We start from the raw sequence: 19725 nt of genomic DNA, 5'->3' as shown, positions 1-19725 counted from the left end.
AAGGAAAGGTAAACCCTGAATTGCTAAAAGCCTCGGGCAGCGTCATCTACCCTTCCTTTGAACGCCTCGTACGGCTAGGGCTGTCCAGGGGTCATCGGGCCAGGAATGCTTCGGATACCTTCTCTTAAGATCCTTTTTCACTTCAAAATAGGCATTGCTCCAGAAGCTTTTGAGGTCTGACGTTACCTGCACTGGCTTGTATCCCGGCGATAGCAGATGCAGCACCACCGCTGTTTTTCCGCCGTTTATTCTTGGGGTTTCAGCAAGCCCAAATACTTCCTGAAGCCTGACCGATAACACCGGAGACTCCCCGACGGAAAAGTACTGAAGCTTAATTCTTGATCCGCTCGGCACCTCAATATGTGTTGGGGCTAATATCTCAAGCTCTTTTTGAGTGTCCCAGTCCAGCGAGCTATTGAGCACTGCAGCCAGGTCAATCTTCTTCAAATCCTCCGGCCTCTTTATGCCCGATAAATAGGGTCCAAGCCACTCACTGTTTGTAGCCAATAGTGACTGAGCACTTACATCGGGCCAGCCCTGCTCCGGATTCCATTTCTTTAAACTCATTACCCGGCTCTGCCATTGAACGAACTTATCGTCAAAGCTTAGAAGCGCCTCTCCTTCCTTTGCAATAGCTTCACTTATCGCTTTTATCAACTGGCCTTCATCGGGTGTTGGCAATGGTTTCGAACGAAGGACGATGCTTCCAATCCTCAAATCGAGTGAGGCTATGAGGCCTCCCTTTCTGGTGTCCCAGGTCACTATTTCCTTTTCTTTCACCAGGGGTGTGAGATCTTTAGGGTTAAGCGGAGCCGCCAAAAATATCTTTCCCATACCTTCACGGGCGTCGAGGTGAGCCACTGCCAGCCATGGTTCGTGAGCCAGATCGTCTCTATGTGAAGCCATGGCATACTTGCCGTTGGCAAGCTGAAACTGGGCATTATTGCCCGGCCTGGCGCATGCGATTCTTTCAGGGTATGCATAGGCCAATAGTAAACCGACCTCATAGGGGTCAAAAACGCCATTATCCCCTTCAAGGCTAAATATTCTCCGGTACGATTCCGCTACTTTTTCTATTCTCCCAAACTGCTTTCCCTGCCCGCCATTATCCCGGAACCTTCGCAAGGCCTCAATCCGCAAGGTGATATCAATACCGGACTCACGTGGCAAAGGGTCTCTTTCCTCCAGCACAGCAGCCAGGTCGGTAGCCAACTCCACCTTGCCCGATTCGCCTGCCATTAGCAACATGTGCGCTATTCGTGGGTGGCAGGGCAGCTCGTGAATCTTCTTACCGTGTGGAGTAATCCGTGCGTTCTCCAGTGCTTCCAGTTGATGCAAGGTATCTGAAGCCTGGGCAAGGGCACCCTTAGGAGGGGGAGTCAGCCAGGTGAGCTGTTTCGCATCAACAATGCCCCACTGGGCCAGATCCAGCACAAGATTGGCCAGGTCAGCTTCCATAATCTCAGGCGTCCGGTGGGGCTCCAGCCGCTCCTGTGTCGCCTTGCTCCACATCCGGTAGCAAGTGCCTGGGCTAAGTCTACCGGCCCGGCCCGCTCGTTGGTCAGCGGAGTCTTTGGATATCTGTACGGTTTCCAGCCTCGATAAGCCAGACCGGGGATCGAATTTCGAGGTGCGACCGTAACCTGTGTCCACCACCACTTTGATGCCTTCAATGGTTAAACTGGTCTCTGCGATGGAGGTAGCCAGCACCACCTTTCTGCGGCCATCTTTACCGGGCATGATGGCTGCCAACTGCTGATTTTGTGGCAGCTGGCTGTAAAGCGGATGGATGGCGAAATCCGTCATTTCTTTTCTCAGCAGCTCCTCACATTTCCTGATTTCCCCCTCCCCTGGGAAAAAAGCCAGGATATCTCCATCCTTTTCTCTGGATGCCTTGAGTATCGTTCTGGCAGCCATTTCCGGCAACATCATCAGATCCTGCTCGCCGGTGTAAATGACCTCAACAGGATACTGTCGGCCTTCGCTTACAGCCACGGGTGCTTTCATCAGCTCAGGCAACCGTTCCATATCCAGCGTAGCCGACATGATCATAATACGCAGATCGGGTCGCAACACCTGCTGCACCTCTCTGCAAAGCGCCAGGGCCACATCGGCATGCAGGCTACGCTCATGAAACTCATCAAAAATGACCATCCCCACTCCTTCCAGCGCATTGTCAGAGTGGATCAATCGGGTGAGAATGCCTTCGGTGAGCACTTCGATTTGCGTTTGGTCAGATGTTCTGTTTTCGAACCTGATCCGGTAGCCTACCTTCTTTCCCAGGTCATCATTCAGCATGGAGGCCATTCTGGTAGCGATCGATCTGGCTGCCAAACGTCTGGGCTCCAGCATCAGTATCTTTTTACCCTCCAGCCAGGGTTCATTCATCAGCACCAGTGGTAGCAATGTACTTTTTCCTGCTCCGGGAGGTGCATTCACGATCAGGGTATTTTCCTTAGCCAGACTCTCCTTTATCTGTGGAATAATGTCAACAACAGGAAGATCGAATGCTAGTGGATCGAAAGGCAAGCTGATGGGTTTTGAGAGATTCAGACTATTTAAGCACAAAACTACACACCAATGGCCAAATTCCTTTTATACGGTTTCTAAGTTTCTACATTTGCGTCAAAAAACATCCATGACCAAAATCACAGTAAATAATAATGGCTCCCTGAAAATTGACGGGGATTTCGAAATAGTTGACAAAGAAGGCAATGCATACGGCCTTCAGGGAAGGACAATCGTTTCCTTGTGCCGTTGCGGAAAATCCGCCAACAAGCCATTCTGCGATGGGTCGCACAAAGAGCATTTTGAGCACGAGGCCATTGCCTTTGACTTACCTCCGAAGAAGGTATAAGGCTTTACATATTCCTCCTGTACTGCCCACCCACTTCGTACAAAGCATGGGTGATTTGCCCTAAAGAACAGTACTTCACGGCTTCCATCAGTTCCTCAAACATGTTTTGATTGCTGATGGCAGCCTGCTGAAGGCTCGAAAGTACCTCATGAGACTTGCCTTCATTGAACCTCTGCAGGTTGTTGAGTGACTCAATCTGAAATTCTTTTTCCTCTTTCGTGGCCCTTATCACTTCCATGGGCGTGATCGTTGGCGACCCTTTGGAAGAAAGGAAGGTGTTGACGCCAATGATCGGGAAGTCGCCATTGTGCTTCATTGTCTCATAATAAAGGCTTTCTTCCTGGATTTTGCTCCGTTGGTACATGGTTTCCATAGCACCCAGCACTCCCCCTCTTTCGGTGATCCTGTCAAACTCGGCCATTACTGCTTCTTCTACCAAATCGGTCAGCTCTTCGATAATGAACGAGCCCTGCAATGGGTTTTCATTTTTGGCCAGCCCAAGCTCTTTGTTGATAATCAACTGAATGGCCATGGCACGTCGCACAGACTCCTCCGTCGGCGTGGTGATGGCCTCGTCGTAGGCATTGGTGTGTAGCGAATTGCAGTTGTCGTAAATGGCATACAAGGCCTGAAGCGTTGTCCTGATGTCGTTGAAGTCGATTTCCTGAGCGTGCAGCGACCGACCACTGGTTTGGATGTGGTACTTCAGCATTTGAGAACGCTCGTTGGCACCGTATTTCAACTTCATCGCCTTGGCCCAAATCTTTCTGGCCACTCTGCCGATCACGGAATATTCAGGATCAACCCCATTACTAAAGAAGAAAGAAAGGTTAGGAGCAAAATCGTCGACATGCATGCCACGGCTGACATAGTATTCAACAAAGGTAAACCCGTTCGACAACGTGAAAGCCAGCTGAGAAATAGGATTGGCGCCCGCTTCGGCAATGTGATAGCCCGAGATAGATACAGAGTAGAAATTCCGAACATTCTGATCGATAAAATACTGCTGCACGTCACCCATTACTTTCAGGGAGAATTCCGTGCTGAAAATGCAGGTATTTTGCGCCTGGTCTTCTTTGAGGATATCGGCCTGCACCGTACCTCTAACTTTTGAAAGGGTATCAGCTTTGATCTTTTGATACACATCAGCAGGCAGCACCTGATCCCCCGTTACGCCCAACAGCATTAACCCGAGCCCATTGTTGCCTTCTGGAATCGCACCACTGTAGACAGGCTGCGTCATTCCCTTGACCTTAAAGAGTTGGGTGATTTTCCCCCTCACCTCCGCTTCGATGCCTTGCGCTTTGATATATTTCTCGCAGTTCTGGTCTATGGCGGCATTCATGAAAAAGGCACAGATCGTAGCTGCAGGCCCATTGATGGTCATTGATACAGAAGTGGTCGGGTCAATCAGGTCGAAGCCTGAGTAAAGCTTCTTGGCATCGTCCAGCGAGCAGACACTCACGCCGGAATTGCCAATTTTGCCGTATATGTCGGGCCGGTGATCGGGGTCTTCTCCGTACAAAGTCACCGAATCGAAAGCAGTCGACAACCTGGCAAACGCATTGTCTTTCGACACATAATGGAAGCGCTTATTGGTGCGCTCGGGGCCGCCCTCTCCGGCAAACATGCGGGTAGGGTCTTCAGTGGTGCGCTTGAAAGGAAACACGCCAGCGGCGTAAGGAAACTCTCCAGGCACATTCTCCTGCAAATTCCACTTCAGCACGTCGCCCCAGCCGTCATATCTGGGCAAGCTTATTTTTGGCACTTTGGTGTGTGAAAGCGACTCAGTATGAGTAGGCACTTTAATCTCCTTCCCTCTTACCGAATAAACATATTCCTCGTTTTTATACCGCTGTACTTTTTCAGGCCATTCCTCAATCACTTTTAAGTTTTTGGGGTCAAGGTCAAGCGACGTCTTCTCAAAAAGTGCATCGAGCTTCTCTCCCAACACCTTGTCCTCTCCGGCTTTCTTTGCTGCGGCTATGGTTTTTTTGATGCTGTAAAGCGTTTGGGCCACTTCCTTTTGCTCCTCCACCCACTCATTGTAGTGCCTGATGGTCTCAGTAATCTCCGACAAATAGCGGGTACGCTTGGGAGTAATGATGAAAATCTTTTCTGAGAGTTCGTCCGACGATGTAGAAGCAGACGCCAGCCCAGCACCTGTTTTCTCTACAATCTTATCCATTAGCTTCCTGTACAGCGTGTTCATGCCGGGGTCATTAAACTGGCTGGCAATGGTGCCAAACACAGGCAGTTGGTCGTCTGGCGTTTCCCAAAGGCCATGGTTGCGCTTGTATTGTTTCTTCACATCCCGCACGGCATCGAGGGCGCCTCTCTTGTCAAACTTGTTGATAGCGATCATGTCGGCAAAGTCGAGCATATCGATCTTCTCCAGCTGAGTAGCTGCACCGTACTCCGGCGTCATCACGTACAACGACACGTCGGAATGATCGGTGATTTCGGTATCCGACTGACCAATGCCAGAGGTCTCAAGAATAATCAGGTCAAACTCGGCGGCTTTGAGAATGTTCACAGCTTCCTGCACATGCTTCGACAGTGCCAGGTTCGACTGCCGTGTGGCCAGCGACCGCATGTATACCCTGGGGTGATGGATGGCGTTCATGCGAATCCTGTCGCCCAGCAAGGCACCGCCTGTTTTCCTTTTGGAAGGGTCGACCGACACTACTCCGATATGCTTGTCCTCGAAATCAACTAAAAACCGCCGCACCAGCTCATCAACTAAGCTGGACTTGCCAGCACCCCCAGTACCTGTAATCCCCAGTACCGGCACCTTGCTTTTTGCAGCCTCAGCATCTATCTTTTGTAGCAGAGGCTGAGCAACTTCTGGAAAATTCTCAGCGGCCGATATCAGCCTCGCCACCGACTTTACATCTTTCTTCTTCAAGCTACCAAGCTCTCCGTTGAGGTGATCGCCAATGGGGAAGTCGCTTCCGGCGATGAGATCATTGATCATTCCCTGGAGGCCCATGGTGCGCCCATCGTCCGGCGAGTAAATGCGGTTGATACCGTAGGCATGCAGCTCCTCTACTTCCGTGGGCAGGATGGTTCCGCCTCCCCCCCCAAATATCTTGATGTGACCGGCCCCTTTCTCTCTCAGCAGGTCGTACATGTACTTGAAAAACTCTACATGCCCACCCTGGTAACTTGTGATGGCAATCGACTGCACATCTTCCTGAATAGCGCAGTCGACAATTTCCTGCACTGACCTGTTGTGGCCCAGGTGAATCACCTCTACGCCTGTGGCCTGAATAATCCGGCGCATGATATTGATGGCAGCATCATGGCCGTCGAACAACGAAGCAGCAGTGACTATCCTTATGTGATTTTTCGGCTTGTAGGGTGATTCGGTATGTGACATAAAAGTTAACGAAATGGATATTGGGTCAATGATTTCTTAAAGTTAACCAAAGTGATCGACATGCTCGCCCGTTTCTACCCAACTGATATTGGCCAAAGCAAGCTGAATAAAGAATTTTATTTTTCAGGTTGATTCATATAATTTCCAGATGGCAATCGCAAATGCGAATAAAGAAATCATTCTTTGGTTTTTCTTACGCATTTTTGACGTGAAATGCAGTTCTGATCGCAGCATCAAATCTGAAATCAGCAATATCAAATCACCCATTCGTTTGAATGAAAGACTATAAAAAATACTATATCGTACCTGCCCTACCAGAAGAAGTATTCGCCGCTCTTACACATCCCGCCTCCCTTCATGCCTGGACAGGTGAAGAAGCAGAAATGTCGACCGAGCCAGGCTCAGAATTCTCTCTTTGGGAAGGAAGCATTGTTGGGAAGAACCTGGAGTTTGAGCCTGGAAGAAAAATTGTGCAGCAGTGGTATTTTGGCGAGCAGAAAGAAGCTTCTATTGTGACCATCATACTGCATCCACATAAGAATGGCACTTCGGCTGAGCTGCGCCACAGCAACATTCCCGACGACGACTACGACGACATTGTGGACGGTTGGAATACGACTTATTTTGGAGCGTTGATTGACTTTTATGAATAAAAAAAAGGGAACTTAATCCCTTTTTGATGCTTTCTTAGCTTTCTTCTCAGCCCTTTTCTCTTTCAGGTTCTTGGTGGGCTCCTTTTTGTCGTTACCTTTTTGGGGTGATGTTCCTTTTGCCATAGCTATTTGCTTTAGTTGTTGTGTTCTGCAAGAAATGTAGTGTTAATGACAATAATATCCTTCAAAAGCGGGAGATTTTAATTGCGGGATGGGGCAAGGTGTATCAAAAATAGCCACCTCGATTCCCCTCAGTCTTCTAACGTAAGCATCGTTCTGGTGAGTGTCTCACTCACCAGCCTCAAAACAGCCGCCTTGGCGAGTGTCCTCACTCGCCAACTGCCACCTCCACGTACCCTACCGCCTTCTCCGCACATTTCTCCCCATCAATAGCTGCCGAAACAATGCCGCCAGCATACCCAGCGCCTTCTCCGCAGGGATACAGCCCTTTGACGGAGATATGCTCCAGTGTTTCCGGATCACGGGGAATGCGCACAGGCGATGAAGTCCTGCTCTCCGGCGCATGCACTACTGCCTCATTGGTCAGGTAGCCCTTCATGGCTTTACCAAACTCCCTAAAGCCTTCCTGAAGTGTCTTGTAAATGAAGTCTGGCAACACGCTTCCCAGTTCCACAGAAGTGACGCCAGGCTTGTAAGATGTTTCCGGTACATCAGCTGATAGTTTACCATTGGTAAAATCGATCAGTCTTTGTCCGGGGACACGTTGCGTCTGTCCACCTTCTTTCCAGGCCAGCTGCTCTACCGACTGTTGAAAAGCCATGGCTGCCAACGGCCCTTTGCTGGCAAATGCCTTAAAATCTTCCGGCCTAAGCTCCACCACAATGCCCGAGTTGGCACTTGGCTGGTCTCTTTTCGAAGGCGACCAGCCGTTTGTCACCACCTCGCCCGGGCTGGTAGCACATGGGGCTATCACGCCTCCCGGACACATACAGAAAGAGTAGACCCCACGGGTGTTGGTACCGCTACCTACCTGCTTCACGATGCTATAGGGAGCAGGGGGCAAATAAGTGGCCCGGTCGTCGCATTTGTATTGTATCGTGTCGATGAGAGATTGCGGATGCTCCACCCTCACGCCCAGGGCGAATGGCTTAAGCTCGATGGTAATTTTCTTTCTATCCAGCAACTCAAATATATCCCTGGCAGAGTGACCGGTGGCCAGGATGACCTTTTTTGTTTTAATAATATCTCCGGAAGCAGTTGTCACGCCATCAATAGCATCCCCTTTCAGCAGAATGTCGGTTACTCTGGTATTGAATTTCACCACACCACCGTGAGCAAGGATGCATTCCCGGATGTCGGTAATGATCTCAGGCAGTTTGTTGGTACCAATGTGTGGATGGGCCTCCACCAGTATTTCTTTTGTTGCACCAAAGCCAACGAGCAGCTTCAAAATCCGTTGCACATCACCCCTCTTCTTGCTTCGGGTATACAGCTTGCCGTCGGAATAGGTACCGGCTCCTCCCTCCCCAAAACAGTAGTTGGAGTCTTCATTGACAATATGATCGATGTTAATCGCTTTCAGGTCACGGCGGCGGTCACGTACGTCCTTTCCTCTTTCAAGAATGACGGGCTTTTTACCTAACTCAATGCACCTCAGCGCTGCAAATAGCCCGGCGGGCCCGGCTCCGATAATGATTACTTCTTCGGCTGTGGATACATCAGAATAGTTGGGCAGCCACGCTGGTGTTTCCACGAAATCTTCGTTGACATATATGCGAACGAACAGATTGACTTTGATGATTCTTTGCCTTGCATCGATGGATCGCTTGAGCACCTCCACATGCCTGATGTCCGTGAATGGGATATAGGACTTTTGACTCGCCAGCTTATAGAGTGCTTCCTTGTCGGCTGCTTCTTCGGGCAGTACCTGAAATTGAAATTCTTTTTGCAATGAGTATCTTCTTTAGCCCCAAAGATAGGGAATTAGACCCAGCGAATTGAGTTGGCGATGTTGCCTTCAGCTTTGCTTTCAGGTCAAAAGCCCAATAAGCAGGAAGGAAAGATCATCTATTTCGAAATCGTCCTGTCAGGATTCAGCCTATTTCCACCCAAAGGGCAAGATCAACTTAAAAGAGGTCTTATCAACCATTAGCCGGGAAAAGGTTTTAAATCAGGTAGTGGGTGCTTATTATTCACTATATTGTTTGCACCCTACTTACCTGCTTAAATGACCGACAACTCCTACCTCATCAGTGCGGCGACGATCAAAGAGCCGCCGACTACCTTCTTTCAACGTCTTAAATTCCTTGGGCCGGGCTTTATCCTGTCAGCTTCCATCGTTGGATCAGGCGAGCTGATCGCTACTACAACCCTTGGTGCGTCGGCGGGCTTCACTGCCTTCTGGATCATCATCGCCAGCTGTCTCATCAAAGTGGCTGTGCAATTAGAGTTCGGCAAGCATACAATCCTAACCGGGGAAACCGCCATGCAGGCGTTGAAGCTGCTGCCGGGGACAAAGGCTGGTAAGGGCAAATGGTCTGTTGTGACCATACTCGGTCTGATGTCGCTAAAGGTGTTCCAGATTGGCGGTATGATGGGCGGCTCTGCGTTGGTGCTGAGCATGCTTTTTCCATCTGTAGCCACCATGGTCTGGGTGATTTTTGTTGCTTTGCTGGTGGCAAGCATTATTTTCAAGGGCTACTACCTGCCCGTGGAAAAGGCCTCACTGGTGATGACGGTGCTTTTCACCTGCCTTACCATTGCCTGCCTTATTTTCCTTTCCAAAACCCAGTACAGCATCTCCATGGCCGATATATGGAGTGGCCTGCAGTTCGATTTGTCTCCTGCTCTTGTGGGCGTAGCCATTGGCGCATTTGGCATTACGGGCGTTGCCAGCGATGAAATACTTGCCTACACCTACTGGTGTAGAGAAAAAGGCTACGCTGCGTACACAGGCCCTCGTGAAGATTCAGCAGCATGGCTGCGCAGAGCAGAAGGCTGGACCAAAGTCATGTACCTCGATGCCACGGTAGCCATGATTATCTACACATCCGTCACTGCCGCCTTTTATCTGCTGGGTGCTGCCGTCCTCAATCACAGTGGGAATGTACCTGAAGGCTTAAAAATGGTGGAAACCATTGCCACCATTTACACCGAATCACTTGGGCCTGGCTTCAAAACGATCTTCCTTGTTGGCGCCTTCTTCGTACTGTTCTCCAGCGTTTTCGCCACCCTCGCCTTCTGGACGAGAATGTACGCCGATATTTTCGGGCAGCTTGGTTGGATTGACTTCTTTGACATGGCAGCCAGAAAAAGAACCATCGCTATGCTGGCGTGGGTTTTTCCCACAGCCTGGGCCCTCGCCTATTTCTTTGTGGAGTCTCCGGTGCTAATGATTCTTTCAGGTGGCATTGTCGGTTCTGTTCTGCTCCTATTGGTGGCCTTCGCAGCCATTCACTTCAAATACAAAAGAGAGCAACCCATCGCCTCAGGAACATTGTACAACATCACTCTTTGGGTCAGCATCATCTCCATTGTTGCCGTTGCGATATATGGTTTGGTCAAGCTACTCTGACTTGAGATCGCATCAAACCGCTACCAATGCAACCTGAAATGTGACCGGTGGCGGCAATGCATGTGCATTTATTCATTATATTGAGTAATCACTAACCCTCGTTTCTCATGGGTACAGTTGTGCTACGTTTTCTTTGTTGCATCTTTCTCCTGGTTCCTCTCATAGGTAAATCAGCGTCTATTCTCATACCTATGGATGCCCGCCAAAAGAACCACCTCAAGGCCTACGGCATCGCCTACCTGTCTCTCCAGAATGAAATTCCCATCGACTGGCTGCTCAACTACCGGGGCGGCAGCTTTCTCTTTCCATACGACCCATTAGTGGAAAATGAATGTAGCATCAGGGGCGTGTCGTTCGACGTGATCAGCGACGGCGAAACCGCCCTGCTGATGAAAGAAATTGAGAGCCCTAGAGTGAATATGAACTCGGTGAAAATGGAAAAAGAACCCAGAATCGCCGTTTACTCTCCCAAAAATGACATGGTAGAAGACAATACCGACGCTGTGATCACCGCCCTCGATTACGCAGAAATTCCCTACACCATCATTTACGACACGGAAGTCCTGTCCGACAGCCTGGTACATTTCGACTGGCTGCACCTGCATCATGAAGACTTTACCGGGCAATTTGGGCGGCATTTGAGAAGACAGTCTTCGCAGATTGAGGCGAAGATACAGGAAGCTACAGCGGCCTCTTTTGGGTACAGAAAAGTATCCGACATGAAGCTGGCAGTAGCCAAGAAGATTCAGGGGTTCACACTGACCGGCGGCTACCTTTTTGCCATGTGCTCCGGTGCTGAAACCTTCGACATCGCTCTTGCAGCTGAAGGGGTAGATATTGTGGAAAGCATGTACGATGGCGACGGAATGGATCCACAGGCACAGCAAAAGCTTGACTTTAGCAAAACCTTCGCTTTTACTGATTTCATTCTTGACCCGCCCAACTCGAGAAGGTTTTCAAATATCAACACCTCGGAAGGCCGTCGCTATTACTACGACGAAAGCTCGGGCTACTTTTCACTGTTCGATTTTTCTGCCAAGTGGGACATTGTGCCCTCCCTCCTCACCCAAAACCACACAGCCATTGTAAAGTCATTTTTCGGGCAAACCACTGCATTTATGGCTTCCACTGTTAAATCTGACGTGCTGATTCTTGGCGAAAACAGTGGCGATGGCGAGGTGCGTTACATCTACGGCGAAATGGGCTACGGTCACTGGACCTTCTATAGCGGCCACGACCCTGAACGTTCCCCCGGTGGCTGGCGGGAGCAAACCAACCTCGACCTTTACCCCAACTCACCAGGTTACAGGCTTATTCTGAACAACGTACTATTTCCTTCGGCACAAAAGAAGAAGCAGAAGACGTGAGTGTTCCTTTCTAGCTTTGCGCCTCTGCGTCTTTGCGTGCTTATTCTTCTTTTTTGCGGGCCTATTCCTCCTCTTCCTCTTCCGCCTCCAGCAATTCTTTCAACCTCATCAGCGCCTGCTGGTTGCTCACCAGATTAATATTGTCGATGATATTTTTCTTCTCCCTGGTCGTCAGGTGCCAGTTAAGAGAGGCTCGTTCATTTTGCTTTCTTTCCAGCAGCACTTCAGTGGGCAAACCGCTCTCCCCTTCAAACATGGTGTTGGTGTTGTACTCCACCTCTATCTGATACAGGTTGCCTTTGAACCATTCGGTAGCAAACTCAATCCGGCTGTCGTTGTTAAGATCCTGGATATTGCCAAGGTTGTTGTACACACTGCTGATGGGCGATGAAAACTTTTGCACGATAGATTCAGACGCCTTTTTCTCTATCTCTGCATTCTTCTGATGGTCTCTCACAGAAAATATCACCACGCCAGAAGTGTTCTCCTCAATCCATTCACGGAACACATAAACGAATCGCACGGCATCCGATATCCCGTAGTTGTCGGAAATACCAGCATCCATGATTTCGAGCGGAGGATCGCTCGGCAACTCTATATTTGGTGTAATGTAGGGAAAAGTGGCACTCATTCGCAGCGCACTCAAAAACCGAAGCTCGTCAGCATTTTGCTCTCTAAAGAAGCTCCTGAAATCTACCCCTCTCACCTTGGTAATCAACTCCGCATTGGAGCTTGCGGCATTAGTTGTCATAAAGCCAACATCTTGCGTGGAGATATAAAGCTTTCGTCCGTCATTCACTATGGTAGGAGCCATCAACAGCAGTGGCACTTCGGCATTACTCTCAGCTTCCTGATAGTCTTTGAGCTTCTTTTCCATGACCATATCCGTATTTCGATTGAGCTGATTCTCAAAAGCGTACCCTCTGTCCTTAAGGTAAACCTCCCCTTCATACCTGAAATACTGGAACCTGATAAACATATCATTGACAAGCAGGCTGAAAATCATGGGATTCAGGTTGTCCATGGCGATTTTGGAGAGGTATTGATTCTCCATGCGGTTTTCTATCTCGCCGTTCTTTTCACGCAGAAAAAGCTCCCGATAATAAGCCGCTCCCACAATGCCTCCTGAAGCGCCGGTGATCATCATCGTGTTGTCGAGCAAAGTCCCATTCAAAAGGCTGTCCATCTGCTGCATCACCCGCATTGTCCATAGTGCCGCCCGCTGCCCTCCGCCACTTACACATAGAAACACCATCTTGGGCTTTCCAGCACCCTTTTGCTTAGCCTTCCACTTCTCCAGCACCGGCAGCATCGATTGGACATCACGGTTGTACACGTCCGGAGTGTTACGGTCACTTAGTGTCTTGATAGAATACTCAGCCCTGCTGCCTTTATAGTTGAGCCCGAAGGCAGGATTGAGGCTACTGAAGACGTCCATTTTTACAAGAAAATTGATCAGCAGAAAGGCCGTGATACTGAAAATAAGCCCCCAGCTGCGAAACCAGTAGCTAATGGCACCACTAAGCATAATGAAGATGGTGCCAAAAAGGATAGCGCTGGCGGCGGCCGGTATCTGGAAATAGGGATTGTCCATGAAGAAGCCCAAAAGGAGCACCACCACAATGATGACCAGTTCTATCAATACCAGATTAAAATGATTCTGGTCAAATACCTTCAGAATGGCTTCCTTGTCATAAAAGTCATGAATATACGCCGTAGGTCGTAACCTGAACTTTTCGTCCCAATAGAAATCAACTCTGTTTTTACTCTCCCTCACCTCCTTCAGTTTATCCAGCGCCCGCTTACGGTTGATCTTCACCTTTTTCAGTCGCTTGTCCACGCTACCTGTCAGGAACTTAAAAATATCCTTATTGGTCAGCCTGAAGTAGGTATATAAAAAGACCAGCATACCGAGAAACCCGGCCAGATAGCCAAGGATTTTCCAGAAAAGATCGCCAGGCCCTCTGAATTCATTTTCCATTTGAAAGCGAAAAATAAAAACGAGGTAAGCCACATTCACGATAATAGGCAACAGGCTGTTGTTGATGGAGAACTTGGTAAAAGGTCTTTCCAGCACACCTAGAAAAGAATACTCGTGACCGTAGAGGATATAGCAGGAAATATTGAAAGCTGCGGTAAACCCGCCCATGCAAAAACCTACTATAAAGAAACTCCAAAAATCTACCCTGTTCAGGTATTCCGGGTCAAGAAAAAGGTATGGGATGCCCAGAATCCTCCCAAAGTTGCCTGTGAACACTGCCACCAGGCTCACCCAAAAGAATAGCATGAACAGGTTACGCCTGACGTGCATAACCAATAATTGTACAGGAAAGGAATAAATGAGTTTATTCCACATCTTTTAGCCAGCCCATGCTGCGTTTCACGGCACTTTTCCACCCGTTGTACAGGCGTTTTCTATCACCCTCCCCCATCTCTGGAGTAAACACTCTATTGATCTCTCTGTTTTTCACAATTTCCTTTTGACTCCACAATCCTACTTCAATACCTGCCAGAAAAGCAGCACCCATAGCCGTAGACTCAATAATAGTCGGGCGTTCTACGTTGGCTCCTAAAATATCCGCCTGAAACTGCATCAGGAAGTTGTTGGCCGTAGCTCCACCGTCCACCTTAAGGGTTTTCAGGGATAGGCCGGCATCTTTTTGCATGGCTTCCAGCACGTCTTTGGTTTGGTAAGCCATAGACTCCAATGTTGCTTTTACCAGATGGCTTTTGCCGGTGTCACGAGTCAACCCGAAAATGGCACCCCTGGCATACATGTCCCAGTAAGGTGCACCCAGGCCGGCAAATGCTGGCACTACATACACCCCCTCCGAGTCGCCAGCCTTTACTGCAAAGTACTCCGAATCGGGTGCCTCATCAATCAATTTCAACCCATCCCGCAGCCACTGTACGGCTGCACCAGCAATGAAAATACTGCCTTCGAGCGCATAGGTCACCTTACCGTCAAGTCCCCAGGCTATTGTGCTCACCAATCCTGAGTGAGACAGCTGCATCTTCGTGCCTGTGTTCATCAGCATGAAGCAACCGGTGCCATAAGTATTTTTGGCCATGCCCGGTTCAAAGCATGCTTGCCCAAACAAGGCGGCTTGCTGATCGCCGGCGATACCTGCTATCGGAATTTTGACGCCGTCCATTTCCAGGTCACCAAAGTGATGTGATGAGGGCTTCACCTCAGGCAGCAACGACTCAGGCACCTTAAGTGCTTTCAGCAGCGTGCTGTCCCATTCCAGTTTCTTGATATTATAAAGCAGGGTTCGGGAGGCGTTGGTATAGTCAGTAACGTGTTTCTTTCCATTAGTGAGCTTCCACACCAGCCACGAGTCGATGGTGCCAAAGGCAAGCCCTCCCTTCTCCGCCCGTTTCCGGGCGCCTTCCACGTTGTCGAGAATCCATTGCACTTTGGTACCGGAGAAATAGGCATCAACTACCAGTCCCGTATTCTCCCTGATATATTGTTCGTGACCATCGGCTTTCAGCTTTTCGCAAATCTCTGCCGTGCGCCGGTCTTGCCACACAATGGCGTTAAAAATTGGCTGACCGGTCTTTCTATCCCATACCACGGTAGTTTCCCTTTGGTTGGTGATGCCAATGGCGGCAATCTGAGACGGGGCTACCTTGTGGTCGGCAAGTGCCTTTTTGAACACTTCCCATTGTGTAGCCCAAATCTCGTCGGGGTCGTGCTCGACCCAGCCTGGTTTGGGAAATATTTGTCTGAATTCTTTCTGAGCGCTGCCGAGAATGCTCCCATCAGCATTGAAGATGATCGCACGTGAACTTGTGGTGCCCTGGTCGAGCGCTACGATATACTTTCCTTGCATCATTCGGGTGTATTAGGGTAAACTTTTGCATCAAAGTAATAAAAAAAAGATAGTCAGACGTATCTTCACGGCAGTTATAAATGGCTAAATACAGAAGTGGCTACATGACCGAGGAATCTTACGACATAATCTCCAGGGACGGGCTCAACCTAAAGGGTCGCTCCTGGTTGCCCGACATGGAGCCATCAGCTTTGATCTGCCTTGTGCACGGGCATGGAGAACACATAGGCAGGTACCAGCATGTTGCAGAGTTTTTTACACAACAAGGCATGGCTGTGTTCGGTATGGATCTTCGTGGTCATGGTTATTCCGAAGGGAAAAAAGGCCATACTACGTCCTACGACCTGCTGCTGGAAGATGTGGAAGACCTGATGAAGTCGGCCAGGGTGGAGTTCATAGAAACACCCATGTTTCTCTACGGACATAGCATGGGAGGCAACATGGTCGTCAATTTTCTCACTTCAAAAAAAACCCTTGAACTACAGGGAGCTATTCTTTCCTCGCCTTTTTTAAGGCTGGCCATGGCCCCTCCACCACTGCTAATGAAGTTAGCGAAAATCATGCGCAATATCTGGCCATCCTTCAGTGCGTCCAGTGGGCTGGATCCCAACGGAATCTCATCGATAGCAGCAGAAGTTGAGAAATACAAAAGCGACCCCCTCATACATAGCCGGATTACTTCTCAGCTTTCATTGAGCTTAATAGAAGCAGGGGAAAAGGCCATTGGAAAGGCTGGCGAACTCAATATTCCCGTGCTGGCATTTCACGGCGGTCAGGACGAAATAACCAGTATGGATGCTACGAAGGAGTTTGCCTCAAAGGCTCCGGGCTACGTCACATTTCAGGAGTGGAAAACCTCTAAACACGAAACACACTATGATGTGGACCGGGAAAAGGTGCTTGGTCTCGTTGCCAACTGGGTTCGGCAACAGCTTGCCTAGCCTGGCTGTCCGGCAAATTCAAGGAAGCCCTCTTTGAGCTCCTTCTCTGGCAAGCTATCCACATTTTTCAGCAGGTAATCGACCACGTCCTTTTTGAAACCCATCTTTTTGGCTACCTCGTACATAAAAGTTTGCTCTTCTGGCTCAACAACTCCATCGGCTACCACCACCTTGCCACAACTCACCATCAGTTCTATTTTCTGCATCCAATTCAGCATTTCCAGTGAGCCAGTAGGTGTTGGATTGTTGATCATACGGGCAATTTCAGAGTTCTTGGCCCCACGACTGGAAGCAAACTTCATCAGGTAAGCTTTTTCGCTAAGGTCGAATTTATTGTCAGATAGGGCGAGTTCAATCAGCAGACTGATCTGCTTTCTTAATACGTAATCCATGCAACCAGGGAATGATTTATTTAAAGATAGGCAAAAAAATCAAATTGAAGGGAAGATGGTATTTAACTGCATTGGGTGGCATTGACTTCATGTTTTATCAACGCAAACCCTAACTTACCGGTTATTGCAGCCTGTCCGACTTTCGGCGGAAGGGAGTAAATGAAAGCCAATCTATTTGAGCATTTCTCAAGCGAGCGTGGCAATCTGCTAGTTCCGGAGCGGAATTCTAACAGACAGATGGCCACATCACCCGACCATTCCTGACACAAATAATATACAGAGCAGTGATTCGCAATGACCGGCAGGGTGTGGTTATCCCTCGCTACTCAGTTCTCAGCGTATCCACTGGATTAATTTTTGCCGCCGAAAGCGCCTTAAATGTCACTGAAGCAAGCGCAATCACCAGGCTCAAGACAATCGCCCCTACATACAAAAGCGGCTGTACTTCCACCCTATACTCAAAACCATCCAACCACTCTGAGGTGTAGTGAAACGCTATGGGAGCAGCGGCCACAAAAGCAACAACCACCAGCACTACAAACTCTCTTGAAATAATATAGAAGATGTTAAACACACCCGCTCCAAGCACTTTCCTGATGCCGATCTCCTTCATACGCTGGTTGGTAACAAACGATATCAGGCCATAAAGTCCCAGACACCCGATAAAAATGGCGATGCCAGTAAAAACACCAATCACTTTCGCCAGTCGTTGCTCAGCCTCGTAAAAGCTCCTGATCGTTTCGTCCAGAAACTGATACTTGAAGGGTTCGTTCGGAAACATATCATTCCAAATTGTCTCTATGCCGGCCAGCGACTCTTTTGCTTGCGACATATTGAGCTTAATCCCAACTTCCACAAAAGACTCCGGATTGGCGGAGATGTAGCCTGCTTTCATAGGCTCTCTCAGCCCGTTGGTGTGATAGTTCTCTACTACACCCACAATCGGCACGCCTGATTCACCAAGGAGCACTTTAGCGTTCAGCGCCTCTTCAGGGCTGGCAAACCCCATTTCTTCGATCATCTTCCGGTTAGCGACAATTTCGGTAACGGTATCGTCTCTAAGAAAGCCCCTTCCTGCCAGAAAGGTGAGCTGGTACATGTCGATATAATCTTTATCACCGAATTTCAGCTCTGCAGAATATGGTGTGTCCTCCGATGAACCCTCGAAAGAATAGGTACTCACCCAGCGACTTCTCGAGCTGGGGCTGGCGTTCTGCAACGTCACCATTTCCACCCCACTAACGTTCTGTACAGCACCTTTAAAGGCTGCACCTTTACCCTGTTTTCCATTTGGAAACTGAATATTGATAACGCCTTCTTTGGCAAAGCCCAGGTCCTTGTTGATGAAGTAATCCATCTGAGAAAAAATCACAAAAAGGCCGATGATCAGCACCTGCGAGATCAAAAACTGGAACACGACAAGTATTTTTCGTAACAAGCTCCCTTTGCCTGCTTTCCCGGTCAACCCGCTTCTGATAACTTGCGAAGGGCGAAACCTTGCCATGACCAATGAAGGATACAGACCTGAAATCAACACTACTGCCACAAGCAGAAGCGCCAGAAAACCGAGCGCCATAGGATCGTTAAACAAACTAAAGTGAAACGGAAACCCGATAAGGTCTTCTACATACGGCTTCAACAGATAAGCCAGTGGAATTGACAGCGCAAGAGAAATGAGCGCCAGCAAAGTAGTCTCGCCAAGAAACTGCCCTATCAGGTCACCCGAAGAGCTGCCGAGCACTTTCTTGATGCCTACTTCTTTGCCTCTTTTCATCGCATTGGCTGTGGCCAGGTTGATAAAGTTGATGCAGGCGGTGAGCAGCAAAAAGGCCCCCAGCACCATCATGCCAGTGATGGTAGTGCCGGAGATCGTCCTTGAGTTGTAGTTGCTAAAATGATTATCGAAATGCACCTGGCTCAAAGGCTGGAGCTCGAAATTGAAGAACCTGGCAAAGAAAGAACCCGCATTTTTTGCTATCAGAGTGTCGATCTGCGACTGAAACCCTGTGGTATCTGCCTGCTCTGCCAGCATGAAATACGTGTTCATGGAATTATCGAGTCTATTCCATGAGCTGAAATCTATCTGGTCTTTGAGTGTTTCGGGTGACACCACAATGGTAAAGGGAAAATCCGTATTCGCCGGAAAGTCTTTCAGAATTCCCGCCACCGAAAGCGTGAAGTCGTTGTCCATTCTCAGCGTTTGGCCTACAGCTTCTAATGGATCGCTGATGGCGAAAAACTTTTTAGCAATCGTCTCCGCAAGAAACACCTTGTCGGGCAGGTTGAGGTCATTTACATCCCCTGAGAGCACCTCAAAGCTGAACATCTTAAAAAAGGAAGGTCCCAAAAGTGCCACTCCTTCCGCCTCAGTAAACTCCCGCTTTTGCCCATCGGCTTCTACCACAAAGTTACCCGCCCGCCGATAGTAGGTGCAGGCGCTTTCTTCCACACCTGGCACTTCGGCTTCGAGCGCCTCCCCCAGCGGCCCGGGTGTAGCTGTTAAAAAAGAAAAGCCACCCTTTTGGCTGGTTTGACTATTGATCCTGTAAATCCTATCGAGGTTGACATGAAACTTTTCATAGCTCATTTCCTGCTTCACCACCAGAAAAATGATGATAGCCGACATGATGCCGAGCGTCAGGCCCAGAATATTGATGAAGGTGAAGGCTTTATCTTTTTTGAAAACCCTGAAGGCAGTGCGTAAAAAAGTGGTCATTGGCAGTTCGATTAGTTGCCTCGAAAGTAATCAACAATGTAGT

General features: G+C 49.0%; 12 protein-coding genes. 5 read left to right on the top strand and 7 right to left on the bottom strand.

The annotated features are described in order from the left end of the window. Nucleotides 1-42 precede the first annotated feature (42 nt). Nucleotides 43-2529, bottom strand: a complete 2487-nt coding sequence (gene hrpB, locus RIG68_RS15880) for an ATP-dependent helicase HrpB (RefSeq protein ID WP_350124228.1) — start codon at nucleotides 2527-2529, stop codon at nucleotides 43-45. A gap of 109 nt (nucleotides 2530-2638) precedes the next feature. On the opposite strand from hrpB, the gene RIG68_RS15875 reads away from it, so the two are divergent. Next, nucleotides 2639-2857 (top strand): CDGSH iron-sulfur domain-containing protein, encoded by a 219-nt coding sequence (locus RIG68_RS15875; RefSeq protein ID WP_151998692.1) that lies wholly within the window; start codon nucleotides 2639-2641, stop codon nucleotides 2855-2857. Between the two features lie 4 nt (nucleotides 2858-2861). Here RIG68_RS15875 and RIG68_RS15870 read toward each other — a convergent pair whose 3' ends face one another. Further along, entirely contained in the window at nucleotides 2862-6239 is a 3378-nt protein-coding gene (locus RIG68_RS15870; RefSeq protein ID WP_350124225.1) for a methylmalonyl-CoA mutase family protein, read from the bottom strand. 275 nt (nucleotides 6240-6514) lie between these two features. Between RIG68_RS15870 and RIG68_RS15865 the strand changes: the two genes are divergently transcribed. Next, on the top strand, nucleotides 6515-6892 hold the full coding sequence (locus RIG68_RS15865) for an SRPBCC domain-containing protein (RefSeq protein ID WP_350124222.1): 378 nt from the start codon (nucleotides 6515-6517) through the stop codon (nucleotides 6890-6892). A 328-nt stretch (nucleotides 6893-7220) separates the two neighbouring features. Here the strand turns inward: RIG68_RS15865 and RIG68_RS15860 are convergent, their stop codons facing one another. Further along, entirely contained in the window at nucleotides 7221-8804 is a 1584-nt protein-coding gene (locus tag RIG68_RS15860; protein WP_350124219.1) for an NAD(P)/FAD-dependent oxidoreductase, read from the bottom strand. A 276-nt stretch (nucleotides 8805-9080) separates the two neighbouring features. Here RIG68_RS15860 and RIG68_RS15855 point away from each other — a divergent pair, with 276 nt between their 5' ends. Next, a complete protein-coding gene (locus RIG68_RS15855) occupies nucleotides 9081-10427 on the top strand; it encodes an Nramp family divalent metal transporter (RefSeq protein WP_350124216.1) in 1347 nt (448 codons plus the stop codon). 107 nt (nucleotides 10428-10534) lie between these two features. Then, nucleotides 10535-11794, top strand: a complete 1260-nt coding sequence (locus tag RIG68_RS15850; RefSeq protein WP_350124213.1) for an asparagine synthetase B — start codon at nucleotides 10535-10537, stop codon at nucleotides 11792-11794. Between the two features lie 61 nt (nucleotides 11795-11855). On the opposite strand, the gene RIG68_RS15845 is transcribed toward RIG68_RS15850, so the two are convergent. Both RIG68_RS15845 and glpK read right to left on the bottom strand, forming a co-directional pair. After that, nucleotides 11856-14150: a patatin-like phospholipase family protein gene (locus RIG68_RS15845; RefSeq protein ID WP_350124210.1), complete on the bottom strand. Its 2295-nt coding sequence runs from the start codon at nucleotides 14148-14150 to the stop codon at nucleotides 11856-11858. Continuing rightward, complete coding sequence (glpK, locus tag RIG68_RS15840; protein WP_350124249.1) at nucleotides 14140-15633, bottom strand: glycerol kinase GlpK; 1494 nt, start codon at nucleotides 15631-15633, stop codon at nucleotides 14140-14142. The genes RIG68_RS15845 and glpK overlap by 11 nt, the downstream gene beginning before the upstream one ends. A gap of 80 nt (nucleotides 15634-15713) precedes the next feature. Between glpK and RIG68_RS15835 the strand changes: the two genes are divergently transcribed. Beyond that, complete coding sequence (locus RIG68_RS15835) at nucleotides 15714-16574, top strand: alpha/beta hydrolase (protein ID WP_350124207.1); 861 nt, start codon at nucleotides 15714-15716, stop codon at nucleotides 16572-16574. Here the strand turns inward: RIG68_RS15835 and RIG68_RS15830 are convergent. Both RIG68_RS15830 and RIG68_RS15825 read right to left on the bottom strand, forming a co-directional pair. Next, nucleotides 16571-16966 carry a tellurite resistance TerB family protein gene (locus RIG68_RS15830; protein WP_350124204.1) on the bottom strand — a complete coding sequence of 132 codons (396 nt, stop codon included), beginning with the start codon at nucleotides 16964-16966 and terminating at the stop codon, nucleotides 16571-16573. The genes RIG68_RS15835 and RIG68_RS15830 overlap by 4 nt on opposite strands. A 322-nt stretch (nucleotides 16967-17288) precedes the next feature. Next, complete coding sequence (locus tag RIG68_RS15825) at nucleotides 17289-19682, bottom strand: ABC transporter permease (protein WP_350124201.1); 2394 nt, start codon at nucleotides 19680-19682, stop codon at nucleotides 17289-17291. Between the last annotated feature and the right edge of the window lie 43 nt (nucleotides 19683-19725).

Origin of the sequence: Imperialibacter sp. (genome assembly GCF_040222385.1) — a bacterium.
Lineage (GTDB): Bacteria > Bacteroidota > Bacteroidia > Cytophagales > Cyclobacteriaceae > Imperialibacter.
Note: the sequence above shows the minus strand (reverse complement) of the source record. Positions and strands in the feature narration are given on the sequence as shown.